At 66.3% G+C, this 19,240-nt stretch carries 14 protein-coding genes and 3 pseudogenes; 4 read left to right on the top strand and 13 right to left on the bottom strand.

Annotated elements, in window-relative coordinates; all coding sequences use genetic code 11:
- Positions 1–199: 199 nt before the first annotated feature.
- From ACGFIB_RS36740 to ACGFIB_RS32495, 3 genes and pseudogenes are all read left to right on the top strand, one after another.
- A pseudogene (locus ACGFIB_RS36740) lies at positions 200–424 on the top strand (IS256 family transposase); the annotation flags it as partial.
- A gap of 404 nt (positions 425–828) precedes the next feature.
- Positions 829–1,140 (top strand): annotated as a pseudogene (locus tag ACGFIB_RS32490) (ADP-ribosylation/crystallin J1); the annotation flags it as partial.
- A gap of 795 nt (positions 1,141–1,935) precedes the next feature.
- Complete coding sequence (locus ACGFIB_RS32495; protein ID WP_393377034.1) at positions 1,936–2,286, top strand: HEAT repeat domain-containing protein; 351 nt, start codon at positions 1,936–1,938, stop codon at positions 2,284–2,286.
- Between the two features lie 260 nt (positions 2,287–2,546).
- Here the strand turns inward: ACGFIB_RS32495 and ACGFIB_RS32500 are convergent, their stop codons facing one another.
- The 13 genes and pseudogenes from ACGFIB_RS32500 to ACGFIB_RS32560 all read right to left on the bottom strand — a co-directional run bounded on the left by ACGFIB_RS32500 (position 2,547) and on the right by ACGFIB_RS32560 (position 16,941).
- Positions 2,547–4,190 carry a phospholipase C gene (locus ACGFIB_RS32500; protein WP_393376906.1) on the bottom strand — a complete coding sequence of 548 codons (1,644 nt, stop codon included), beginning with the start codon at positions 4,188–4,190 and terminating at the stop codon, positions 2,547–2,549.
- Positions 4,191–4,238: 48 nt separating this feature from the next.
- Entirely contained in the window at positions 4,239–5,525 is a 1,287-nt protein-coding gene (gene efeB, locus ACGFIB_RS32505) for an iron uptake transporter deferrochelatase/peroxidase subunit (RefSeq protein WP_357263208.1), read from the bottom strand.
- Complete coding sequence (locus ACGFIB_RS32510) at positions 5,522–6,748, bottom strand: imelysin family protein (RefSeq protein WP_393376908.1); 1,227 nt, start codon at positions 6,746–6,748, stop codon at positions 5,522–5,524. Before ACGFIB_RS32510 ends, efeB begins: the two co-directional genes overlap by 4 nt.
- 127 nt (positions 6,749–6,875) lie before the next feature.
- The gene (locus ACGFIB_RS32515) at positions 6,876–7,046 is read right to left on the bottom strand and encodes a hypothetical protein (RefSeq protein ID WP_393376910.1); all 171 of its coding nucleotides are present in this window, start codon (positions 7,044–7,046) and stop codon (positions 6,876–6,878) included.
- Between the two features lie 258 nt (positions 7,047–7,304).
- On the bottom strand, positions 7,305–7,526 hold the full coding sequence (locus ACGFIB_RS32520; RefSeq protein ID WP_393376911.1) for a hypothetical protein: 222 nt from the start codon (positions 7,524–7,526) through the stop codon (positions 7,305–7,307).
- A gap of 456 nt (positions 7,527–7,982) precedes the next feature.
- Positions 7,983–9,569 carry an alpha-amylase family glycosyl hydrolase gene (locus ACGFIB_RS32525; protein ID WP_357263194.1) on the bottom strand — a complete coding sequence of 529 codons (1,587 nt, stop codon included), beginning with the start codon at positions 9,567–9,569 and terminating at the stop codon, positions 7,983–7,985.
- Positions 9,570–9,879: 310 nt separating this feature from the next.
- Complete coding sequence (locus ACGFIB_RS32530) at positions 9,880–10,719, bottom strand: carbohydrate ABC transporter permease (protein WP_357263191.1); 840 nt, start codon at positions 10,717–10,719, stop codon at positions 9,880–9,882.
- Positions 10,709–11,659 (bottom strand): carbohydrate ABC transporter permease, encoded by a 951-nt coding sequence (locus ACGFIB_RS32535; protein WP_357240895.1) that lies wholly within the window; start codon positions 11,657–11,659, stop codon positions 10,709–10,711. Before ACGFIB_RS32535 ends, ACGFIB_RS32530 begins: the two co-directional genes overlap by 11 nt.
- Positions 11,659–12,939 (bottom strand): ABC transporter substrate-binding protein, encoded by a 1,281-nt coding sequence (locus ACGFIB_RS32540; protein ID WP_393376913.1) that lies wholly within the window; start codon positions 12,937–12,939, stop codon positions 11,659–11,661. Before ACGFIB_RS32540 ends, ACGFIB_RS32535 begins: the two co-directional genes overlap by 1 nt.
- Before the next feature lie 22 nt (positions 12,940–12,961).
- Complete coding sequence (locus ACGFIB_RS32545; protein ID WP_357240889.1) at positions 12,962–14,557, bottom strand: FAD-dependent oxidoreductase; 1,596 nt, start codon at positions 14,555–14,557, stop codon at positions 12,962–12,964.
- Positions 14,558–14,647: 90 nt separating this feature from the next.
- Positions 14,648–15,673, bottom strand: a complete 1,026-nt coding sequence (locus ACGFIB_RS32550) for a LacI family DNA-binding transcriptional regulator (RefSeq protein WP_393376915.1) — start codon at positions 15,671–15,673, stop codon at positions 14,648–14,650.
- Positions 15,674–16,002: 329 nt separating this feature from the next.
- Positions 16,003–16,223, bottom strand: a pseudogene (locus tag ACGFIB_RS36745) (transposase); the annotation flags it as partial.
- Positions 16,224–16,659: 436 nt separating this feature from the next.
- Positions 16,660–16,941 carry an integrase core domain-containing protein gene (locus ACGFIB_RS32560; protein WP_393376918.1) on the bottom strand — a complete coding sequence of 94 codons (282 nt, stop codon included), beginning with the start codon at positions 16,939–16,941 and terminating at the stop codon, positions 16,660–16,662.
- Between the two features lie 1,587 nt (positions 16,942–18,528).
- Between ACGFIB_RS32560 and ACGFIB_RS32565 the strand changes: the two genes are divergently transcribed.
- Positions 18,529–19,197: an Lsr2 family DNA-binding protein gene (locus tag ACGFIB_RS32565; protein WP_393376920.1), complete on the top strand. Its 669-nt coding sequence runs from the start codon at positions 18,529–18,531 to the stop codon at positions 19,195–19,197.
- The last annotated feature ends 43 nt before the right edge of the window (positions 19,198–19,240 follow it).

The raw sequence follows: 19,240 nt of genomic DNA on the forward strand, positions 1-19,240 counted from the left end.
GATACTTGTGGATCACATGGGCGAAGGCCGGTTCGTGCGGTCGCGCGGAATCGCGAATCCGCTGGCTGAAGCCGTGCAGCGGCAGGTCGCACCGCGAACTCCCGAGCCCGCCGGCGCGGCCCGATCGATCCGTTCATGTGAGACGCGCCGCCACCGCCGGGTCCGGCAGCACCCGCCCGGCAGGCTGTTGCGCCGCGACAAGGAGCCGCAGGCCTCGGATCGGGAACTGGTGGCGAAGCTGGTGGAGCAGGCCCGCGCCGACGGCCTGGAGCCGGTCGGCGAGAACGGGCTGCGGGGCCGGCTGACCAAGCTGGTGCTGGGTCCGCCTTTGGCGGGCGAGATCACCGGCGATCTCGGTTACGACAAGCACGAACGCGGCGGGAGTCTGACGGGCAACGCCCGCAACGGCACCCGTACCAATTCCTGATCGGCAGCGCGAGGCGTACGAACTGGAGGCAGCTGCGGTGCGTGCCCTGGCGGAAGATTGTCGGGGGGATCTCGCGGAGAGCCCCGACGCGCATTGCTGCGCTGAAATCAGCCTGGGCCGGAGGCGGATGGGGTATCCGGACCGCCGCCGTCCGCGGGCGGAACTACATATTGAGTACTGTCAGCACCACCGGTAGCAGCGATGGCCGTCCTCATATGCCGCCGATGGCCTCACTGGTTCCTGCGTTTCGGGGAGGCCCCCGGCGGGTCTGCCGGCCCGAGGCGTTGCCGGGGAAATCCAGTGGTCAGAGCCTGACAGGATCGCGACACTCGGGTTTCGTGACCGATGAGCAGAGCGGAGCGCGTACGGGCGGGCGGGCCGCCGTGAGGTTGTGGCGCCCGGTGGGACCGGCGGAGTTGGCGTTGGTGCGTGCGTCGGGGTGGCGGGCCTGGCCGCCTCGGCTGCCCGATCAGCCGATCTTCTATCCGGTGTTTAACGAGGCATATGCGGTGAAGATCGCTCGTGACTGGAACGTCCCGGCGTCGGGAGCCGGCTTTGTGACGCGTTTTGAGCTCGATGCGGACTTCGCGCGCCGCTATCCGGTGCGGCAGGCGGGCGGCCGGACCATCGTGGAGCTGTGGGTTCCGGCGGAGGAGCTGGAGGAGTTCAACGCTCATCTGGCGGGGACGATCCGCGTGGTCCGTGAGTTTCACGCTCCCGGATATGGCCCGCTGGCGATGCGGGTCACCGCAGCCGCTGCCGGCCGGGAGCCGGCGGACGAGGTGCTGGCGATGTTGTCGGTCGCCGGGGCGAAGACCTGGATCGGGCTCGACCGGGCGCTGCGCACGCCCGCGGTGACGTACGGCGAGAATGCGACGAAAACCGGGCTGCTGGGGGACGAGCGGCTGTCGTCACTGGTGGCGGGCTGTTCCCGGGACGGGAGCCGAAGGGAGTCGGCGGTCGCGGGCCTGGCCACGGCCGCAGATGGGTTGCTGCTGCCCGTTCTGGTGCTGCGGACCGCCGATTGGGTGCCGCAGGTGCGTGAGCGGGCACGCAGGTCGCTGACCGCCGCGTTGAGGTCGGCGGGCACCTCGGCGTTGTTGGCGGCGGCGAGTGTCGCTGTGGCGGTCGGATCGTGGGCGCGTGGTGGGCATGCCGTGGAAGCCGTTGCGGGGGCACTGCGTGCGGCGTCCGACGGGGTGCTGGCGTCGGCCCGTACGCACCAGGACATCGGGGTCCGGCGTCTGGCGTACCGGTTGTGGCTGGAGTCCGGCCGTTCCTGGCATGAGGAGATCATGCGTGCCGCCCTGAGCGAACAGGACGGGGTCTGCCGGCTCCTGTGCGCGGAATGGCTCGTGGCCGATGCCGTTAGAGACCGGCGCGTCGACGTGCTGGAAGGGTTGCTGACAGAGGGAAGCGCGAAGGTCGGGATCGAGGCGCTCACCGCCCTGGTGAAGCTCGGCCGCCCCGAAACCGGTGTGGCCCATCTGGCTGATCGATCGGCGATGATGCGCGCCACCGCGCAGTGGGCGGTCCGCCGCACGGGCCGCAATCCTGCCGCGATCTACCGGAGCGCCCTGGCCGTGGATTCGCCGGTGGGCCGGGCTCGTGCGTTGGTCGCCGGCCTCGGCGAATGCGGCACGCATCAGGATGTGGACGTACTCCTGCCTTTTCTGGAGCACACGAGTCCCAGGGTGCGGGCGGAAGCCGTACGCGCCGTCCGCCGCCTGGGCGGACCCCTCACCCGGATCGCCCGAAAGCTCGCCGATCCTGCCCCAGTGGTCGTCCGCGCGGTCAAGCAGGCACTGCGTAGCGAGCCCGACATCGTGCGAGGGCATACGGGTGGGGAAGGGACATGACGTGCGGATTTGGCGTCAACACCCGAACAAAGAGAATCATGCGGCAGATGCACGGCCGGGCCCGGTTCGACCTCCTGCGCCACCGCATCCTGCTGCGATGAAGATCGCTAAAAGCCACCACCGATTACAGGACAGAGCCGAAGACCGTACAGTCCCTCGAACCAATCCTCAGGAGCGGCTCAACAACGCCGTGGGCGGGGTCAGCAGAAGCTGACCCCGCCCACTTTGAGGTGTTTATTGAGTGGTTCGTAGGCGTTCTGCTAGTTCTTGCGGTTGCCCTTCCCGTTACCGTGGACCTTTGACTCGGATGCGACCGTGCCGTTGGCGGCGAGGGTGAGGCGCATCGCCTGTCCCGGGGGCGCCTTGAAGTCGAACATGTTGTCCAGGTCTCCGGAGGTGGCATCGGCGGAGACACCGCCGACCCTTCCGGTGTTCCAGTTGTCCTCGATGAACTTGAGGATGGAGGACTGGGTGGTCAGGGTGTGGTCGATGAAGTTCTTCTTCGCGTAGGGCGAGATCACCAGGAGCGGCTGGCGGGGGCCGGGGCCGCAGCGGTTGACCTGGCCGCCGATGTCGACAGTGGCGGCGTCGGTGCAGATTGCGGAGTTGCCGCTGGCGGCGCTGCCGTTGGTGATGGTGGCGGCGACGTGGTCGTACCAGCCGTCGGAGTCGTCGTAGGCGATCACGATCGCGGTGTCGGCCCAAGCGGGCGAGGCCTCGATGGCGTTGATTTCCTTGACGAGGGAGATCTGCTCGTCGACCGGGTTGGAGCTGCCGGGGTGTCCGTCCTGGGCGGCCGCGGCCTTCACGAAGGAGACCGCGGGGAGCTTGTTGGCGGCCAGCGCCTGGTAGAAGTAGCTGACGTCGTAGTTGTGGTTTGCCTGGCCGTCGTGGCCGACCTCGTCGAGCGAGGCGGGCAGGAGGTGGTGCGGGTTGGAGGTCGACTCGTAGTAGGCGAACGGCGCGTGGTGCGGCACATAGGCGCCGAGCGGGAAGTTCGCGTTCTCCGCGGTGATCGGCACCTGGGCGCCGCAGACGGCGTAGCCGGTCGGGCTGTCGGCCGCGGTCGTGGTCGGCGTGAAGCCGTCCTGGAACCATCCCCAGCTGACGCCGCGGGAGTTGAGCAGGTCGCCGATGTTCTTGCCGGTCATCTTGGTGAGGTTGCCGGTCTTGGTGTGGTTGCTGTCGGCGCAGTCGTCGTAGAACGGGTCAGGGTCGCTCGTCACGGTCGTCGTGGTGGTTGAGGTCGGGACCCCGGTGACGGAGTTCACGCTGAGCGCGCCGGAGGTGTTGCCCGAGACCAGGTTGAGAGCGCCCGGCGTGGACGGGCCGAAGCCGGTGCTGAAGCTGTTGTCGCTCATGGCGTAGTTCTGGGCCAGGGTCCAGAGCGCGGTAACGGTGTTGCCGTCGTAGTAGTCCATGACGATGCCGTCGGTGCCGTAGAGCGTGGACGGGCTGCAACTGCTGGTCTCGGTCTCCTCGACGAAGCGGTCCATCAGGCCGCCGTCGAAGGCCTTCTGCTCACTGCCGTAGGAGTGGGACTGGTCGCAAGTGAGCGCGTGCGCCGCGTCGAGACGCTGCGGGTTGAACGCGTTCGGGTTGTTGGTGAGCAGGTCCGGGTGGGAGATGTAGTTGTTCGGGATCGGCGTTCCCGCCTTGGCGGTGAACGGGGTGCCGTCGGTGTTGGCCGCATGCGGGTAGGTGCCGAAGTAGTGGTCGAAGGAGTTGTTCTCCTCGTAGATCACCACGACGTGCTTGATCGGGGTCGCAGTCTTGGCGGAATTGTCGGCCTTCGGTGCGGCGCTGGCTGACGTGTCGAGGTTAGCGACGCCGAACACGGTCGCGGCCAGGGCGGCAACCGACGCGGCCGCGACGGCGGCGCGTTTGTGACCGATGGAGCGCATTGCATGGTGCCTTTCGGGTTCTTTTTGGTGGGTACTTTGGCGGGCCGGTCAGTTCATCAGGGTCCGGCCGAGCCAGTCATTGGAGTCGCGGGCACCGGGCAGCGCGAAGTAGTAGCCGCCGCCGAACGGGGATATGTAGTCGGTCAGGGCTTCATCGACCAGCCGCTGCTGCACGGCGGCGAACTGCCGCTTGATGTCCTGGTTGAAGGTCGTGAAGATGAGGCCCATGTCGAGCTGGCCGTTGGTGTCGGTGCCGGCGTTGTAGTTGTAGCCGCGACGCAGCAGCCGCGAAGAGTCGGTCGCGGGCGTGCGCGGGTTGGCGAGCCGGATGTGGGCGCCGGTGGGGATCGCGTCACCGTTCGGGTCGTTGAGGTAGTCCGGAGTGTCCGTCTCGTTGACTCCGGTCAGGGGCGCGCCGACGTCGCGGGAGCGGCCGATCATGTTCTCCTGCTCACGCAGCGGAACCCGGTCCCAGAACTCGACCAGCATGCGGATGAGCCGGACGACGTGGTAGCTGCCGCCCGCGGTCCAGGCGGGTTCGCTGCCGTCGGTCGCGGCCCAGACCAGCCGTGCCATCTCGGCCGGGTCGTCGATGTTCGGGTTCGCGGTGCCGTCCTTGAACCCCATCAGGTTGCGGGGTGTTCCGGTCGGGCGAGGCGGGGAGATGAACCCGTCGGTCCGCCACCGGACGGCCATGCCGCCGCGGGTGGCGCGGGTGATGTCGCGCATGGCGTGGATCACGGTGTCGGCATGGTCGGCGCGCAACTGCAGCAGGAGGTCCCCGTCACACATGTCGCGGCGCAGCGCGTCGTTGGGGAAGTCCGGCATCGTCACCAGCCGTGCCGGTTTCCGATCCGCCAACCCGTAACGGTCGTCGAACAGGCTCGCGCCCACCGACAGCGTCACGGTCAGACCATCCGGGCTGATGTCGGGGCCCACGACGCCAGAGTCCGACGGCGGCGCCGTGATGCCGACCGACGGCGGCGCACCACCAGCAGCCAGAAACCGTGCCCGGCTAGTGATCGCCTGGAACAGCTCGGACAGCTCGGCACGATCGGCCGCGGTGACATCGAGCGCCAGGAATGCCGCTGCGGCTTGGGGCGGAGTGAGCACACCCTGCTGGTGCTCGCCGTGGAAGGCGAACCGCCCACCGGTAGGCGCGGCCGACGAGTCCGCAGCCGATGGCGCTGCGTCGGCGTGAACGGCCGCCGCACCTATCCCCGCACCGAGGGCGGCGGTGCCGAGGCTCGCGCCGACCGCGCCCATGAACCCACGCCGGCCCACCATCCGCCTGGGGCCGGCTCCGCCCGTGCCGGCGTTCCGGTTCTCGGTCACTGGTCGGCCACCCTCGGGTCGGTGACCGCGGCGATCGGGGCGAGCAGCTCCACGGTGCGCTCCAAGTCGGCGTCGAGCGCTTCGCGCTGGGCGCGGTCCAGCGAATCCAACGCCCGCCAGGTACCGCCGGTCTTGTAGGAGGCAACCAAGGTCGCGGTGCGGGCCAGCCACGCGTCCGCGTCGCTCAGCCCGGCGTAGCGGGGTGTCACGAGGGGGCGGATCGGGTCGAGCACCGCGCGGGTCGCCTCGATATCGGCCGCAATCACCGCCAACCCGGTGTGCGAACCGGCGTCGTCGGCACCAGTGAGGGTGAACTGGATCGCGTCTTCCAAGATCTCATGCGAACGCAGACCGAGGTCGATCGCGTTCACCGGCGTCTTGGCCAGCGTCGCCGTTAACGATCCGATATCGGCGATGAGCCGCGAGGCAACCGGCGCGGCGTCGGCGATCGGTCGATCGCTCCACAACAGCGCCTCGATCTTGCGCAGCCCATGCAGATCGGAGTCCTCCAGCGCCGAGCTACCCGCGGCTGGATCACCATCAATAGCGTCGGCCAGATCCCCGAACGCCCCGTAGGCCGCACCGAGGCGCGAGTAGTCCTGCTGGGCCGTCAGCCAAGCCGCCTGTGAGACAGCACGGTCGCCACTCACAATCGCTGTGGCGAGTCGTTGTGCGTCGCTCGCCAGTCCCTTGACACGGGAGCCGACCCACTCGTTGTAAGTGTGAGCGGCGGGAAGCAGATCCGCTCGGGTCACCACCTCGATGCCAGGAGTCGGGACAAGCCCCGCCGGGGAATCGCGCACCGTCACCACCGGCCCGGCGATCGGATCGTTGCCAACCGGCATACACACGAACCGGTACCGGCCGTCGGCGAGAGTGACCCGCAGGTGGTAGACCGAGCTCGGGCCCAGACCCTCAGCCTCGGCATACACCTTCCGGTCATCGGCCCCTTCGAGGTAGACCGCTTCACCGGCGATGGTGGAATTCGACACCGCGAAATCGAACGCGCCGCCGGTGGCCGGACCCGACCAGCCGTCACCACATGCATCGAAGCCGTTCACGACCGCTATCGCGCCCGCCGAAGGCGAAGAGGGCTCCCGACTTGAACCGAAGGTCCGCGACACGAACACCGCAGTCACCGCAACGATCACGACCGCGACGATCACGGCCACAACCACCGACAGGCGCCGCCCGCCGGGTACGGCAAAAACGGAAGAACGCACAGCAAGGACTCGCAAAGTAGACAGCGGCTAACAAACCGAACTTAAGGCCACGCGTAGCAGCACAGTCGTCTGACGCAAGAGTCTTCCCACGAGATTCATGCTCAGTTCAGCGACACTGCCCAGAGTGTCAACAGATGTTCATTCGGGTGTTACTCGGCTGCTCAGCCTTGCCGTTGTCGCTGCGCCGGATCATGAGGATGCCGCCGGCATCTTTGGTGACCACGACGTTGACCGAGGGGACGAGACTGTCGGGCTTCGGGGCTCGAGGATCGTCGTAACAGTCGATCTGGCGTGCCATAGATCAGGACCCTGTCGGGCTGGCCTGGTCCCAGACCTTCCGTAGCTGTCGACGTAGATGGTGATCATGTCACCACTGACGATCTGCGCAAGGCCCAGTACGGGGCCAGTCCGCCGGGGTGTCGCACGCGCAAGTGTTGACCAGCAACTGGTCGTTGCCGCGAGACCCCATGGCGACCTCGACCCCATCTCGGGCTGAACGGGCAAGTTGGGGCAAGCTCGGCGACTTACCCTCGTCGGCAGCGCCAATGACTGGCTTCTAGGCTTCGAGCGCCATGCTGCCCTGGATCCTTCTGATCGCCGGCAACCTCGCGATCCTTGCGCCAATGTCGCCCTCGCCGAGCCAGCCGGGTAGGACCAGCGTGATCGGCATGGCCCAGCCGCGGCCCCTGCCACGGCGGCAGGCGCCGCGGTCCAGGCGGCGGCTTCGGCTGCGCATGTCGGTGGTGGCGCCGAGGCTGAACACCCGGATGGCGCTCAAGGGCAGACCGAGCGGCGGTTGGAAAGCCGCAGCGCGCGTTCTACGGCAACCGGTTCGGGTTGGGATTGTCGGATGCGATTCTCCGTCGGCGGTGGGCGCGGTCCAGCGGACTGCCGTCGTCGGCGCGTCTGCTTCTGCGGGAGCAGGTTCTGATTCGACGTTTCCGGGCGTGGACTCAATCATCTAGGTGCCGCTGCGCCCGCAACCGCCATCTCGCGTACCCGCCGCTGGAAGTCCTCGTCCGCGACGACCGGCGAGTTCGATCCAGACGTCCACCTGCTCGGCGGTGGGGTCGTCGGGCATCTGGCGCATTGCCTGTGCGATGTGCGCCCCCGGTGCCTCGGGTCGAGTCCCTCGAAGGTGCGGTCGATGGGCCGTAGCCCTTCAGCGCCGCGCGGCCTCGGTCATTCGGGCGGCCTCGGCCGAGGTGATGGCCAGCGGCTTCCCACAGGTCACTCAGCGACCGGTGAGTGCGAAGACCCCGTAGGAGAATCCGTCGGCGTCAAGGGCCCCTTCGCGCACGGTGACCCCCGAGGTCTCGAGCGGGACGGCACCGTCCAGCCCGTCGAGGGCAAGCGGGAGGCTGGCCGGCTCGCGGCGCGGGTTGATGGCGACGAGGTAATTTCCCCCGCGCAGGTAGGTGAACGGGTAGCCGTCGTGCAGTACCCGCACGTCGCCTGCCGGGCCCAGTTCCGGAGTGGATGTGCGTAGTGCGATCAGCCGCCGCACGCGGTGCAGCAGCGAGGTGGTGTCGGCCCGCTGCGCAGCCACCGTCGGGCGGTCGGCCGCAGGGTCGAGGGGGAGATAGAGAGCGTCGGCGGGCGCGGTGGAGAAGCCCGCGTTCCTGGTGTCGTCCCATTGCATCGGGGTGCGCGATCCGGCCCGGTTGTAGCGGGGCCCGACAACGCTGCCCTCTGTATCGGGCAGGCCGGGGATGAAGCGCATTCCGATCTCGTCGCCGTAGTAGATCGCGGGCAGGGTTGGCCAGGTGAGCTGGAATGCGAAGGCCGCGGGGAGCTGTTCTGCGGTGCGCGGCCCGCAGGCCAGCCGGGCGAAGTCGTGATTGGAGGTGGGCAGGCAGAGGTGTTCGGGGCCGACGGCGGCAGCCGCGGACTTCCATGTCTTATAGAACAGCCGGGGGGAGCCGTTGCCCTCGGCGTCGAAGAAGCAGTCAACGGGGTCCCAGGTGTCGCTATCCAGGCATTCGCGGTTGTGCCACAGCGAGCGCATGGCACGGCCGCCCGTGGGACCGCCGGAGTGCAGGAAGAAGTCGGCGTGGAAGCCTGCGGATACGGACTGCTCGGGGTAGCCCCACTCGGCGAGCAGCACGGCCTCGGGATGCGCGCGGTCGAGCCACCCGCGCAGATCGGTCCATAGCCTGGACGTCTCCGCCTTGCTGGGGTCGTCCTTGACGAGGGTGTGAGCCATGTCGACGCGGAAGCCGGAGACCCCAAAGCCGAGCCAGTGGTCCATGATCTCGCGCAGCGCGGCGCGATTGGCGCGCGGGCCGTCGGCGTCTACGGGCTGCCGCCAGGGTTCGTCCGGATCCATGCGCGCATATCCGAAGTTGAGTGCGGGCTGGCTGTCGAACCAGTTGCGGAGGTACGAGCCGGGGCGGCTGCCTGGGGAGGGCACCCATCCCTCGGGCAGTGTCGTGGCCTCGGCCCAGATGTAGCGCTCATCGGTCGGGTCGTTCGCGGAGGCGAGGAACCACGGATGCTGATCCGAGGTGTGCCCGGCAACCAGATCCAGCAGGATCCTGATGCCTCGGCGGCGCGCGGCGTCGGTCAGCTTGACCAGGTCGTCACTGGTGCCGTAGCGGGGGGCCACGGCGAGGTAGTCAGAAATGTCGTAGCCGGCGTCTCGGAACGGTGAGACAAAGCACGGGTTGAGCCAGACGGTGTTCACACCGAGCCAGGCCAGGTAGTCGAGCTGGTCGGTTACTCCGTTCAAGTCGCCGATGCCGTCGCCGTTGGAGTCGGAGAAGCTTTGCGGGTAGATCTGGTACAGAACGGCGTTGGCGAACCATGCGGGGGAAGTCATTGCCGAGTCATGGCCTTTCCAAGAGTGCGGGTGAGGCAGAGGTTGCTACCTGAGGACGGCCCCGGCCGGCTTGGTTCCAGTCTGGGGCTCGTTCTCGGGTGCGCGAGCAGCGGTGAACGCTCATCCCTCGCCGCTCGGTAGGCGAGTCGGCGGAGCCAAGGGCCGCCAGGCAAGTCCGCTGTCAAAACCACGCAGCCTCGGGACCCTGGGGTGTGGGGTTTCAGAGTGTCGTCGGGCGACGAGGCCGGGCATACCGGAAGCCCTCTCGCCCGGCGGCTCACACGGCGATCCTGCCAGGCGGCTGCGCCCCTCATTTCAGTCCGGTGTGCGCCAACCCTTCGATGAACTGCCGTTGTGCCAGAACGAACACCGCCAGCACGGGGATCGCCGTGAGCGAAGCCGCCGCAAGCTGGACGTTCCAGATGGGGCCGCCATACGTGTCCACATACAGGGTCAGCGCTTGGGGCAGGGTGAATTTCTCCGGCGTGGAGAGGTAGACGATGGGCTCCAAGTAGAGGTTCCAGCTGTTCAGGAAGGTGAAGATCGCGACCGCCGCCAAGGCCGGCCGAGCGAGTGGCAGCGCGATCTTCAGGAAGATGGCAAACCGGCCGAGGCCGTCCATCCGCGCTGCCTCCTCCAGCTCCGCGGGCAGAGCGATGAAGAACTGCCGCATGATGAAGGTCGCAAGCACGCTCGGCGCGCCGAGGACCGGAACCAGGATCAGCGGCAGGTGGGTGTCGATCATCCCCCATTTGTTGAACATCTGGAACAGCGGCACGATCGTGACCTCGCTCGGAATGAGGAGGCCGATGAGTACCACCAGGAACAGCACGTTTTGCCCGCGGAAACGGATACGGGCGAAGGCGTAGCCGGCGAGTGAGGACACCGCCAGCGTGCCGAGGGTCACCACGACTGCGATGTACATGCTGTTGAAGTACTGCCGGGCGAACGGCTGCAGTTCGAAGACCTTCCCGTACGCGCCGAGACCCGGGTGGCCCGGCAGCAGTGACGGCGGGTAGGCGAAGATGTCGCTCACCGGTTTCAGCGACGACGTCACCATCCACCACGTGGGGAAGACGAACGGTACACACAGCACCAGCAGCACGCCGTAGAGCAGGATCTTTGCGCGAGGCGACAGCTTATGACTCATGGAAGACCCACTTCTTGCGCATCTGCCACTGGATAGCGGTGAGGACGAAGACGATGACGAAGAGCAGCACGGAGAGCGTTGCGCCGTAGCCGAAGTGGTTGAACTGGAAGGCCTGTTGGTAGATGTAATAGACGAGGACTGTGGTGGAGCCCTCTGGGCCGCCCTGAGTGAGGACGGCGATCTGGGCGAAGGCCTGCAGCGAGCCAGCGAACGTGATGATCAATGCGAGCAGGATCGTGGGGCTGATCAGCGGTATCGTGATCCGCCGGAACTGCCGCCAGCGCCCAGCCCCGTCGATGGTCGCCGCCTCGTACAGCGCGCGCGGTACCCCTTGCAGGGCGGCGAGGAACAGCACCATGTTCAGGCCGACATTCTTGAAGAGCTGGGCGACGATCAGCGACAGCATGGCTGTGGTGTTGCCACGCAACCAGTTCGGACCCTGGATCCCGATCAGGTGGAGGAAGGCATTGATGCCGCCGTTCTTTTGCAGCAGGAAGCCCCACACGACCGTCCAGGCAACGATCGACACGATGACGGGCGAGAAGAAGAAGGTGCGGAAGACGGTGGTGCCGCGCAGCTTCTGGTTCAGCAGGACGGCGAGCGCCAGGGCAAGGGCGAGGTTGAGCACGACCAGGCTGACCGAGAAGTACGCGGTCGCGCGCAGTACGTTGGGCAGCTTCGGATCGTCGGCGAGTGCCCGGTAGTTGTCCACGCCGACCCCGTGGAACGTGCCGGCCAGAGGGTTCCACTCGTGGAAGCTGTAGTAGACGACGAGGACCAGCGGCGTCAGGACAAAGACGATGATGCCCGCCAGCTGCGGCGTGATGAACAGGTAGCCGGCCAGCTGGTCCCGGCGGTACGAGGTCCAGAAGGGCCGCCGAGACTGCGGCACGACTTGGGAAGGTGCGGCGGTGCGGGGCCCTTTGAGTGGTACGGCCATCACTTTTCCAGTTGCGGCTTGAGGGCCGTGCAGACGCCTTTGAGTACCTGCTGCACGTTGGCGTCCGTCTTCCACAGCGGGTCCAGCGCGGAGCGCACAGCCTCGACGATCTCAGCCGTGTTGGTGTGGCTCGGGCTGATCTGGCCGTTCTCGATGCCATCGATCACAACGTCCAGCTGCTTGGGCGTGAGCTGCGGGTTGCTCGCGGTGAGCGTGCCGACGGTCAGCTGGGAGGTGCGGGCCTGCGGGAAATAGCGGCCGAGCTTGGCGGAGTTCTCCTTGTCAGACAGGAAGGTCAGGAAGTCGGTGGCCTCCTTCACGTGCTTGCCGCGCGCGAGGACGCCGAGCCCGGCCTGGCCGATCACACCGTACGAGCCGTTGACCCCTGCGGGCAGCGGCACGAAGTCCCACGTGAACTTGTCGCTCAGCAGAGAGGACCGGCTGATCTGGGTCACCGTCATCGCCGCGTCGCCAGCGAAGAAGTCCGCGGTGGTGCCCGGCACGGGCAGCGCCTTGTCCTTGAATATCGCATCGTGGAGATACGTCATCGCGCCAGTCATCGCGGGCTGGTCGAAGGTGCAGGTCTTGCCGTCCGCGCTCCACGGCTGGGCGCCCCAGCCGTCCCAGACGGTGACGAGCAGCGGCCATTGCTTGTACTCGAAGTCGCGGATGACCATGCCGGCCTTGCCGGTCTTGGCGTTGACCGCCGAGCCGATCCTCGCGACCTCGTCCCACGTCCACTTACCCTGCTTGATCAGTTCTTCCGGGGTCGGCTGATCGGCCTTCTTCAGCAGGTCGGTATTGACGAAGACGCCGAAGGGAGAGGTGGAAAAGGGGTAGGCGTAAAGTTTGCCGTCCTTCTGCCAGAGCTTCTTGGCAGACGGGAGCACGTCGGAGTCGTCATTGACTGGGGCCAGGGCGCCGGAGGCGACGAAGTCGGACGCCGAGTCCTGCTGGATCCAGGCCAGGTCGGGTGCTTTGCCGCCGGCGATCTGGGTGGTGAGGGTGGTGATGTAGTTATCCGACGGCAGGACGTCGAACTTGATCGACTGTACCTCGGGATGGGTCTTGCGGTAGTCGGCGGCGATACTGTTGAGGAGTTTGAGGTGCTCGGCGTTGCCGCTCCAGATGGTCATCCGAAGGGTGACCGGACCGTCTGCGGAGCCACCGTTGCTGCTGCCCGAGCAGGCGGTGACGAGCATCAGACCGGCCGTGGCGAGGGCAGCGAGACCGGTGCCGCGCAGCTTGCGGAAATGTGCGGGACTGTTCTTGCGGCTCATGTGTCTTCTCCTTGTCGCGGGGTCAGTAGCCCTTGATGTCGGGCCAGTGCAGCTCGACGCCGTGGGCGGTGAGCACGCGCTGGAAGTTCTCGAGCTGGTCGCGGGTGTTGCGTACGGCGCGGGGGGTGAGCCCATGCTCGACGCAATGGGCGGCGAGCAGTCCGGCGACCTCTCCGGTGTTCCACTCGACCGGGTGCAGCCGGTAGCAGCCATTGGTGATGTGGGTGGCGCCGAGGTTCTTGCCGGCAGGCAGGAGGTTTTCCATGCGCTGGGGGATGAGTGCCCCCAGCGGGATCTCGAACGGGCTGGCCGGCACGTCGATGTAGGTGTCGCCGCCGGTGGAGGGGTGCAGGTCGATGCGGTACATCCCGATGCCGACGGAGTCAAGATAGCCGACCGCCCCCTTGTCGCCGCGCACGGCGTGGGAAAGGTCCTGCTCAACGATGGTGTACTCGGCCCGGATCCGGCGTGATTCGCGGATGTACGGCGCCTGGGCCAGGCCGTCCGCGCTCCCCGTCACATCCCCGCGCAGGCGCAGGCCGGGGAAGCCCGTACCGCCGTCGGGCCGGGGGGCCTCGGTCTGCATCCAGTAGAGGAAGCTGCGTGACAGCTCCTTGGCCGCGTCAAGGTGCGCCTGTGCGTCGGGCACGTCGATGACCGGTCCCTCGAAATAGTCGATCATCGGCCAGTTGACGAGGGTGATGTCGCTGGCGTAGGCGCCCGGTGTGAACATGTCGCGGGCAGCGATCCGCCGGAAGGTCCACAGGTTCATGTCGCCGCCGGTGACCCGTTGGTCGGCGATCACGGCGAGCGGATCGTCGCCGGGATTGGGCTCGAAGCCGCGCTCGACGATGTCGAGGGTACGCGGATGCGGGGCCTTCCAGGACAGCAGGGGAGCGCCCCAGAACGGCGGCTGGTACGTGCGCCAGAAATCGTACGAGGCCGGGCGGTCGATGGTGTGGTCGCCGTCGACATGGTCGAGAGCGAAGCAGTAGGAGACGGCCTGCATGTTCAACGGCTGGGCGGTGTCGGGGGCGCTGGGCTCCCCGGTGTCGGCCTGCGACTCGAAGCCAGTGACGTACTCCGTCCCGGTGAGCGGCAGCAACTCGCCTGTCTCAGTGGCGTCCAGCACGTACGGCGCGGTGAGGGTGATTTGCTGGCCGCTGTCGCGGTGAGCGACGGTGACGGCGGTGACGCGGTCCCCTTCGGTGTCTGCAGACACCGGTCGGTAGGGCTGAAGCACGGTGAGGCGGCCGGAGGAACGGTACGGGGCAATCATCTGCTCGATGACCGCGGCCGCCACTCGGGGCTCGTGACAAAGCCGGCTGACCCAGCCGGCGCCCGGATTAAGGTCGCTCCGGGCGCGGGCGGCGGCCGTGAGCGGGTAATGGCGCCGGTAGTAGTCGCGAACACCGTTGCGCAGTGCCCGGTAGGAGGCGGTCGCCCCGAACTGCTCTATCCACGTGTGCTCATCGGGGGGCACTGCCTGGCTGGTGAGCTGTCCGCCCAGCCAGTCGTACTCCTCGGTCAGAATCACGGATCTGCCGGCTCGCAGCGCAGCGAGTGCAGCGGCAACACCGCCAGTCCCGCCACCGACGACGAGGACGTCCGCGTACATGGATCTCCCTTGTGGGTGAATAGAGATGGATAGGCGAAGTGATGATGTGATGAACTGAGATGTAAGAGATCGCAGGTGAGGGTGCGATGCTCACTCGGCAGGAGCGGCGAGGGTTGTGCCCTCACTGAGCCAGCAGTCCAGAAGCCGCTGCGTCGCGTCCGCCTGGCCGTGCAGCACGTTCAGGAGTAACTCGACCGCCTGCCGCCCTATCTCCTGCCGTGGAATACGGAAACTGGTGAAATCCAGCGGAGAGACGACAGGGGTAGTGGGGTCGCCGAGCACGATCAGGGACAAGTCACGCGGCACTTCGAGCCCCCGGTCCACGGCCGCCTGGGCCAGCTCGATGGCATCGCTGAGGAACTCGAAGCACACCACCGTCACCCCGCCCTCGAGCACCCGGGCCAGCCGTTCCTCTGACGTCGACACCGAAACCGGAAGGTGGAGGCCGTCCGGCCCGGCGACACGGCGGAAGCCAAGCAGGCGATCCGCGGAGGACTCCACGCTGCTGCCAGGCCCCACGAACGCGAACCGCCGATGGCCCAGCGCCCCTGCCCGCTCGACGAGTTCCGCGGTGGCAGCAACGTAGTCGGCTCCCACGTACGGCACGGGCAGCCCGTCGGCATCGTCCCGGCGCCCCACGCAGACGAACGGATACTCCTCCGTGACCAGCCGGTGCAGCTCGGCCGAAGGGATCTCGCGGCCCAGGAGCACGCAGCCGTCAGCGACCCGGAGCCGGTTGTTCTCGTGAAAGATCCGGCGCTGACCGTGGCGCACCGGGGCGCTGGTGAACAGCAGCAAGTCACAACCCTGCTGCTCGGCCTCGGCCTCGATGCCGTGCAGAAACGGGTAGTAGAAGTCGGCGCTGGTACTCGGGAAGACTGGTTCATACGTGAAAACGCCGAGGATCTGGTTGAGCTGCTTGAGCATCCGGCGGGCCAGCGGATCAGCCGCATAGCCGGTCTCGCGGATCACCCGCCACACGCGTTCGCGGGTCTCGGGGGCGATGCGCGCGGCGGCATCGAGCCGATTGTTCAGCACGAGGGAGACGGTTGCCTGGCTCACACCTGCAAGGCGAGCGACGTCGCGCTGAGTGAGTCTGCCGGGAGCCTGGGACATGAGACCTTCACGTTGAGTAGCTAATGCGTATTAGCAGGAACATAAGGCGGGCCGAGGCCTCACGTCAAGGTGTTGCCCCAGGAGTAATACGGATTAGCAGCTGACCCTGACTCGTGCGGCCCCTTGGACCGTGAGTACCGTCAAGCCCTGAGCCGTGGGCTGGTCGAGGGCCGTGTAGGCCTGCATCACCTCGTCCGTGGCTGGGCGGTCCCCGACATCGGCACCGACCGGAGTTGACTCTCCTCTGGGCCCTCACTTGGTCAGCGCGATCAGAGTTTGCCTCGCAGTAAGTCTTCCGTCACGCCTGGTCGAGCTTGGGGGTGCGCCGCGCCGAGGTGTTCGCTCACGTAGCCGCTCACGTCGTCGCGTACGGCCTCAGCGTCCCAGCGTGCGCGACGCAGCAGGCGTTGCATGGTCTGCGGGCCGCTCAGCCCGGCTCGGCCAGGTTCCAGCAGTTCTTCCGTTCGACGTCCGACAACAGGCCCCGGACGTACGCGTTCGCGGCGGGACGTGGCTTGATGCGGCCGAACCGGTGCGGAATCCGCGTCACCAGCTCATTGAGGGTGGCGATCCAGTGGTCAGGGTCTACGCTGTCGGCCACGGCCATCACGTGATCTTCAGATGTCTTCACAAACTCCGAATCATCACGTGGTGCCCGTTCTCGTGCCACTTGAGCCACAAAGATCGCGAAGTGTCACTGGAGTACTAGAGATGATCGGCAGAAAGAACCCGCAGGTCAGAGGGTGAATCACAAGGTCAAAAGAGTGCCCCCGGCAGGATTCGAACCTGCGGCACCCGCTTTAGGAGAGTGGTGGCTATACAGCTCGGTCGTGGGCTCTGACCTGCGCAGATGCCTCACGCTCTCTGTACCGTCTGGAAGATCATCCCGCGTATGTCCCCCGCACCTCGACCATAGGCCCGCTCGAACAGAAGCCCCAAGCCGCGAGGCCGGTCGGATGTCAATCCCTGAAAGTGTGGAGACGGTTCTATGCCACAGCGGTCCTCAAGAGGGTCGATGAGGCTTGTCTCTTCTCGATCATGTGACGTTCGAACTTGGTGGGCGGCAGGCCGTCGTTGGCGCTGTGCCGCCGGGTGGTGTTGTAGAAGTCGGCGATCCAGGTAGCGATCTTCAGGCGGGCCTCGGCCCGGGTAAGCGATGGCGGTGCACGTAGTCGACCTTGAGTGTGCCTTTTGAACGCCTCGGCCGCGGCGTTGTCGAGTGCGCAGCCCCCCGCCCGATGGACTGGACCATGCCCAGGCGCCGACATAGCCTCCTGGTACGGGGCGGCCGTGTATTGCCTTCCGAGCCGCGGTTGGAGTGGAAGATCGCCCCGTCCACGTCGCCGCCCCGGGTGGCCGCCGCCATCTGTAGCGGGCCGCAGGTCAGTGCGGCATCGTGGTGCTCGGACATGGCGTACCTGAGCAGCCAGCGGGAGAACAGGTCCTCGACCTTCTCCTTCACGATACGCACCGCGCCCGCCCGGAAGTCCGGATCAAAAGCGCCGCCGCGTGACTGCTGCCACGACCAAACCTCTTCCGGTTCGGTCTCCACGTTACGAGAGGAAGACCCACCGTGGAAAGCCTTTCGTCGATGGATTTGACAAGATCCAGATAGATGTGGTATCGGCCGCGTAGGACCATGCGTGTGTAATGAGTTGGGAGCGTCGCTCCTAGTGCTTGACCAGCCTTGACAGTCAGAACCCAGACGCATACAGCAACCGGCTTCGCCCGAGACGGAGACTTCTTTCCTGATTTGATGTCACGATGAGTAATTGGCCCCATAAATAATGACTACTGTGCGAAGCGAAAGGCGGCTTCGATGGATCGTGGACTGAACCTCGTGGACTGAACCTGATGTCCACGGAAGACGGCGGATCGATGGGGCAGCCGCAGGCTTCGCATCCCGGCGGGAATCACACCACAAGGAGCGAGGTACCAGCGCCTTCGGGTAGAGCACGCCGAACAGCTGCTGACCTTTGGAGACTTCCGTGTGACCGTTACGGTCGCACGGAAGTCTTGCGCTCAGATGTTGTGGGATGATCCCCTTGATAGGGCTTTGACGCTCATGCCCCGGCGGCGTCGGTTTTGGGTGTAGGCATGTTATGTACCAAAGGTATAGGCTTCGCAGCATCGTTCGCAGTCTAAGGGCGTCGGCTCTCGCAGGTTGCGTACGGGGTTGTGCGCGTTTCTGCAAGTCAGCGATTAACGCTTGCGGCTCAGGAGGAGTATTTGGGGCCATCTAGCGTGCCAAAGTATGCCAAAAAAGACAGAGAGCGGCGCCTCCTAGTTGTCAGCCCGGAAGGCGCCGCCCTCTTTGTCAACTCGCTGACCCTCCAGGTCGGCTCGTCGAGCTACGTCATAGTAGGACACAAGTTGTCAACCAGTGAATCCTCTCGGCTCTCAACGGGGTCGCTGAGACCTTCACGTGCCGCTGTCCCCTCTACGGCGAAGGTTCTCGAACTACTGGCTCCCACCAGTATCACCGCGTGGCGCAACGGCGACGCGCGTGCTGGTGGCGTCGGCAAGTCGAGCACACCACAAGTGGCGCCAAGCCTGTCCGCACCGTGGCCAAACAGCCTCCCAGAACTAGATCCTCGCGTCGGTGGCGGCAGGAGACGCCTGCAGAGGCTACTTCTCGCGTCATCGTCCGCTACGACAAGCGCGACTTCAAGAAGCAGATCGTCGTCCTCGCCAACCGCGTTTGCCCCCGGGGAGGGTCTATGCCCATGACCGACGAAGCGGAGCCGCCGGCGTGGGAGAGGCTTCGGTGGCTTTCCCAAATGTCTCGGCTTGAACGGCGCGCTCAAGCCACACGGTGGGCTGATGAGCTGGTGAGGCGTCAAGGAGCTGACACGATGCCCAGCTACGTCCGTGCCGCCCACCGGGACACGATCGCAGCGGTCCTCTTCTCTTTGGTGGACGAGGATCAGACCCCGACGGCGGGTTACTCGGAAACGGGACCTCCCAATCGGCCATGCGGCACTGCGGAGGGGATCAGTGCGCCGAACACCAGTCACTCGGACGAGGCGACGGCGGCCGTGATCCGCGCCTGGGCACAGCAGAAAGGCATACAGGTCAGCGACCGTGGTCGAATCCCTATGTGGGTGATCCGTCGGTACCATGCCGAGCATGCCGATCAGAGCTCCGGGATGCCTCTGACTCACAAGATCTACACGGCGCTGAGACAACACGGTGAGCTAACAAAGTCTCAGTTGTGGGAGATCATCGGACACAGTCATCCGGCTTCGGAGATCGCAAAGGCACTCGAGCGCCTGCCGAACGTGCAGTTGATTGATGGTGAGAGCAATGGTGGGCGTCCGCCGATGATCTTCCGGCTGGTCGAGGCGGAACCCGGCGAGTCTGGCGAACTTGCGTCAGGAGCCGCAAGCGGCCAACTCACTCTCGGGGATATGGGTGTGGAGGACGTCTCACCCCTCCCTGGGGATCCCTCTCGTGCCAACATGTCGGACTCCAAGGTCCACGATTTCCTCCAGATTCTGCGTGGCGAGATGCCCAGCGATTGAACCGGTTGTGGATGGGCGGACGCGTCACTCTCCATTCCGCTCG

This window comes from Microbispora bryophytorum (assembly GCF_043197435.1).
GTDB lineage: Bacteria > Actinomycetota > Actinomycetes > Streptosporangiales > Streptosporangiaceae > Microbispora > Microbispora bryophytorum.

Bases quoted from the DNA above. Each gene is read 5' to 3' on its own strand.
- ACGFIB_RS32495 (WP_393377034.1), top strand. From the start codon at position 1,936: ATGCGCGCCACCGCGCAGTGGGCGGTCCGCCGCACGGGCCGCAATCCT.
- ACGFIB_RS32500 (WP_393376906.1), bottom strand. From the start codon at position 4,190: ATGCGCTCCATCGGTCACAAACGCGCCGCCGTCGCGGCCGCGTCGGTT.
- ACGFIB_RS32515 (WP_393376910.1), bottom strand. From the start codon at position 7,046: ATGGCACGCCAGATCGACTGTTACGACGATCCTCGAGCCCCGAAGCCC.
- ACGFIB_RS32525 (WP_357263194.1), bottom strand. From the start codon at position 9,569: ATGACTTCCCCCGCATGGTTCGCCAACGCCGTTCTGTACCAGATCTAC.
- ACGFIB_RS32530 (WP_357263191.1), bottom strand. From the start codon at position 10,719: ATGAGTCATAAGCTGTCGCCTCGCGCAAAGATCCTGCTCTACGGCGTG.
- ACGFIB_RS32535 (WP_357240895.1), bottom strand. From the start codon at position 11,659: ATGGCCGTACCACTCAAAGGGCCCCGCACCGCCGCACCTTCCCAAGTC.
- ACGFIB_RS32540 (WP_393376913.1), bottom strand. From the start codon at position 12,939: ATGAGCCGCAAGAACAGTCCCGCACATTTCCGCAAGCTGCGCGGCACC.
- ACGFIB_RS32545 (WP_357240889.1), bottom strand. From the start codon at position 14,557: ATGTACGCGGACGTCCTCGTCGTCGGTGGCGGGACTGGCGGTGTTGCC.
- ACGFIB_RS32550 (WP_393376915.1), bottom strand. From the start codon at position 15,673: ATGTCCCAGGCTCCCGGCAGACTCACTCAGCGCGACGTCGCTCGCCTT.
- ACGFIB_RS32560 (WP_393376918.1), bottom strand. From the start codon at position 16,941: ATGTCGGCGCCTGGGCATGGTCCAGTCCATCGGGCGGGGGGCTGCGCA.
- ACGFIB_RS32565 (WP_393376920.1), top strand. From the start codon at position 18,529: ATGCCCAGCTACGTCCGTGCCGCCCACCGGGACACGATCGCAGCGGTC.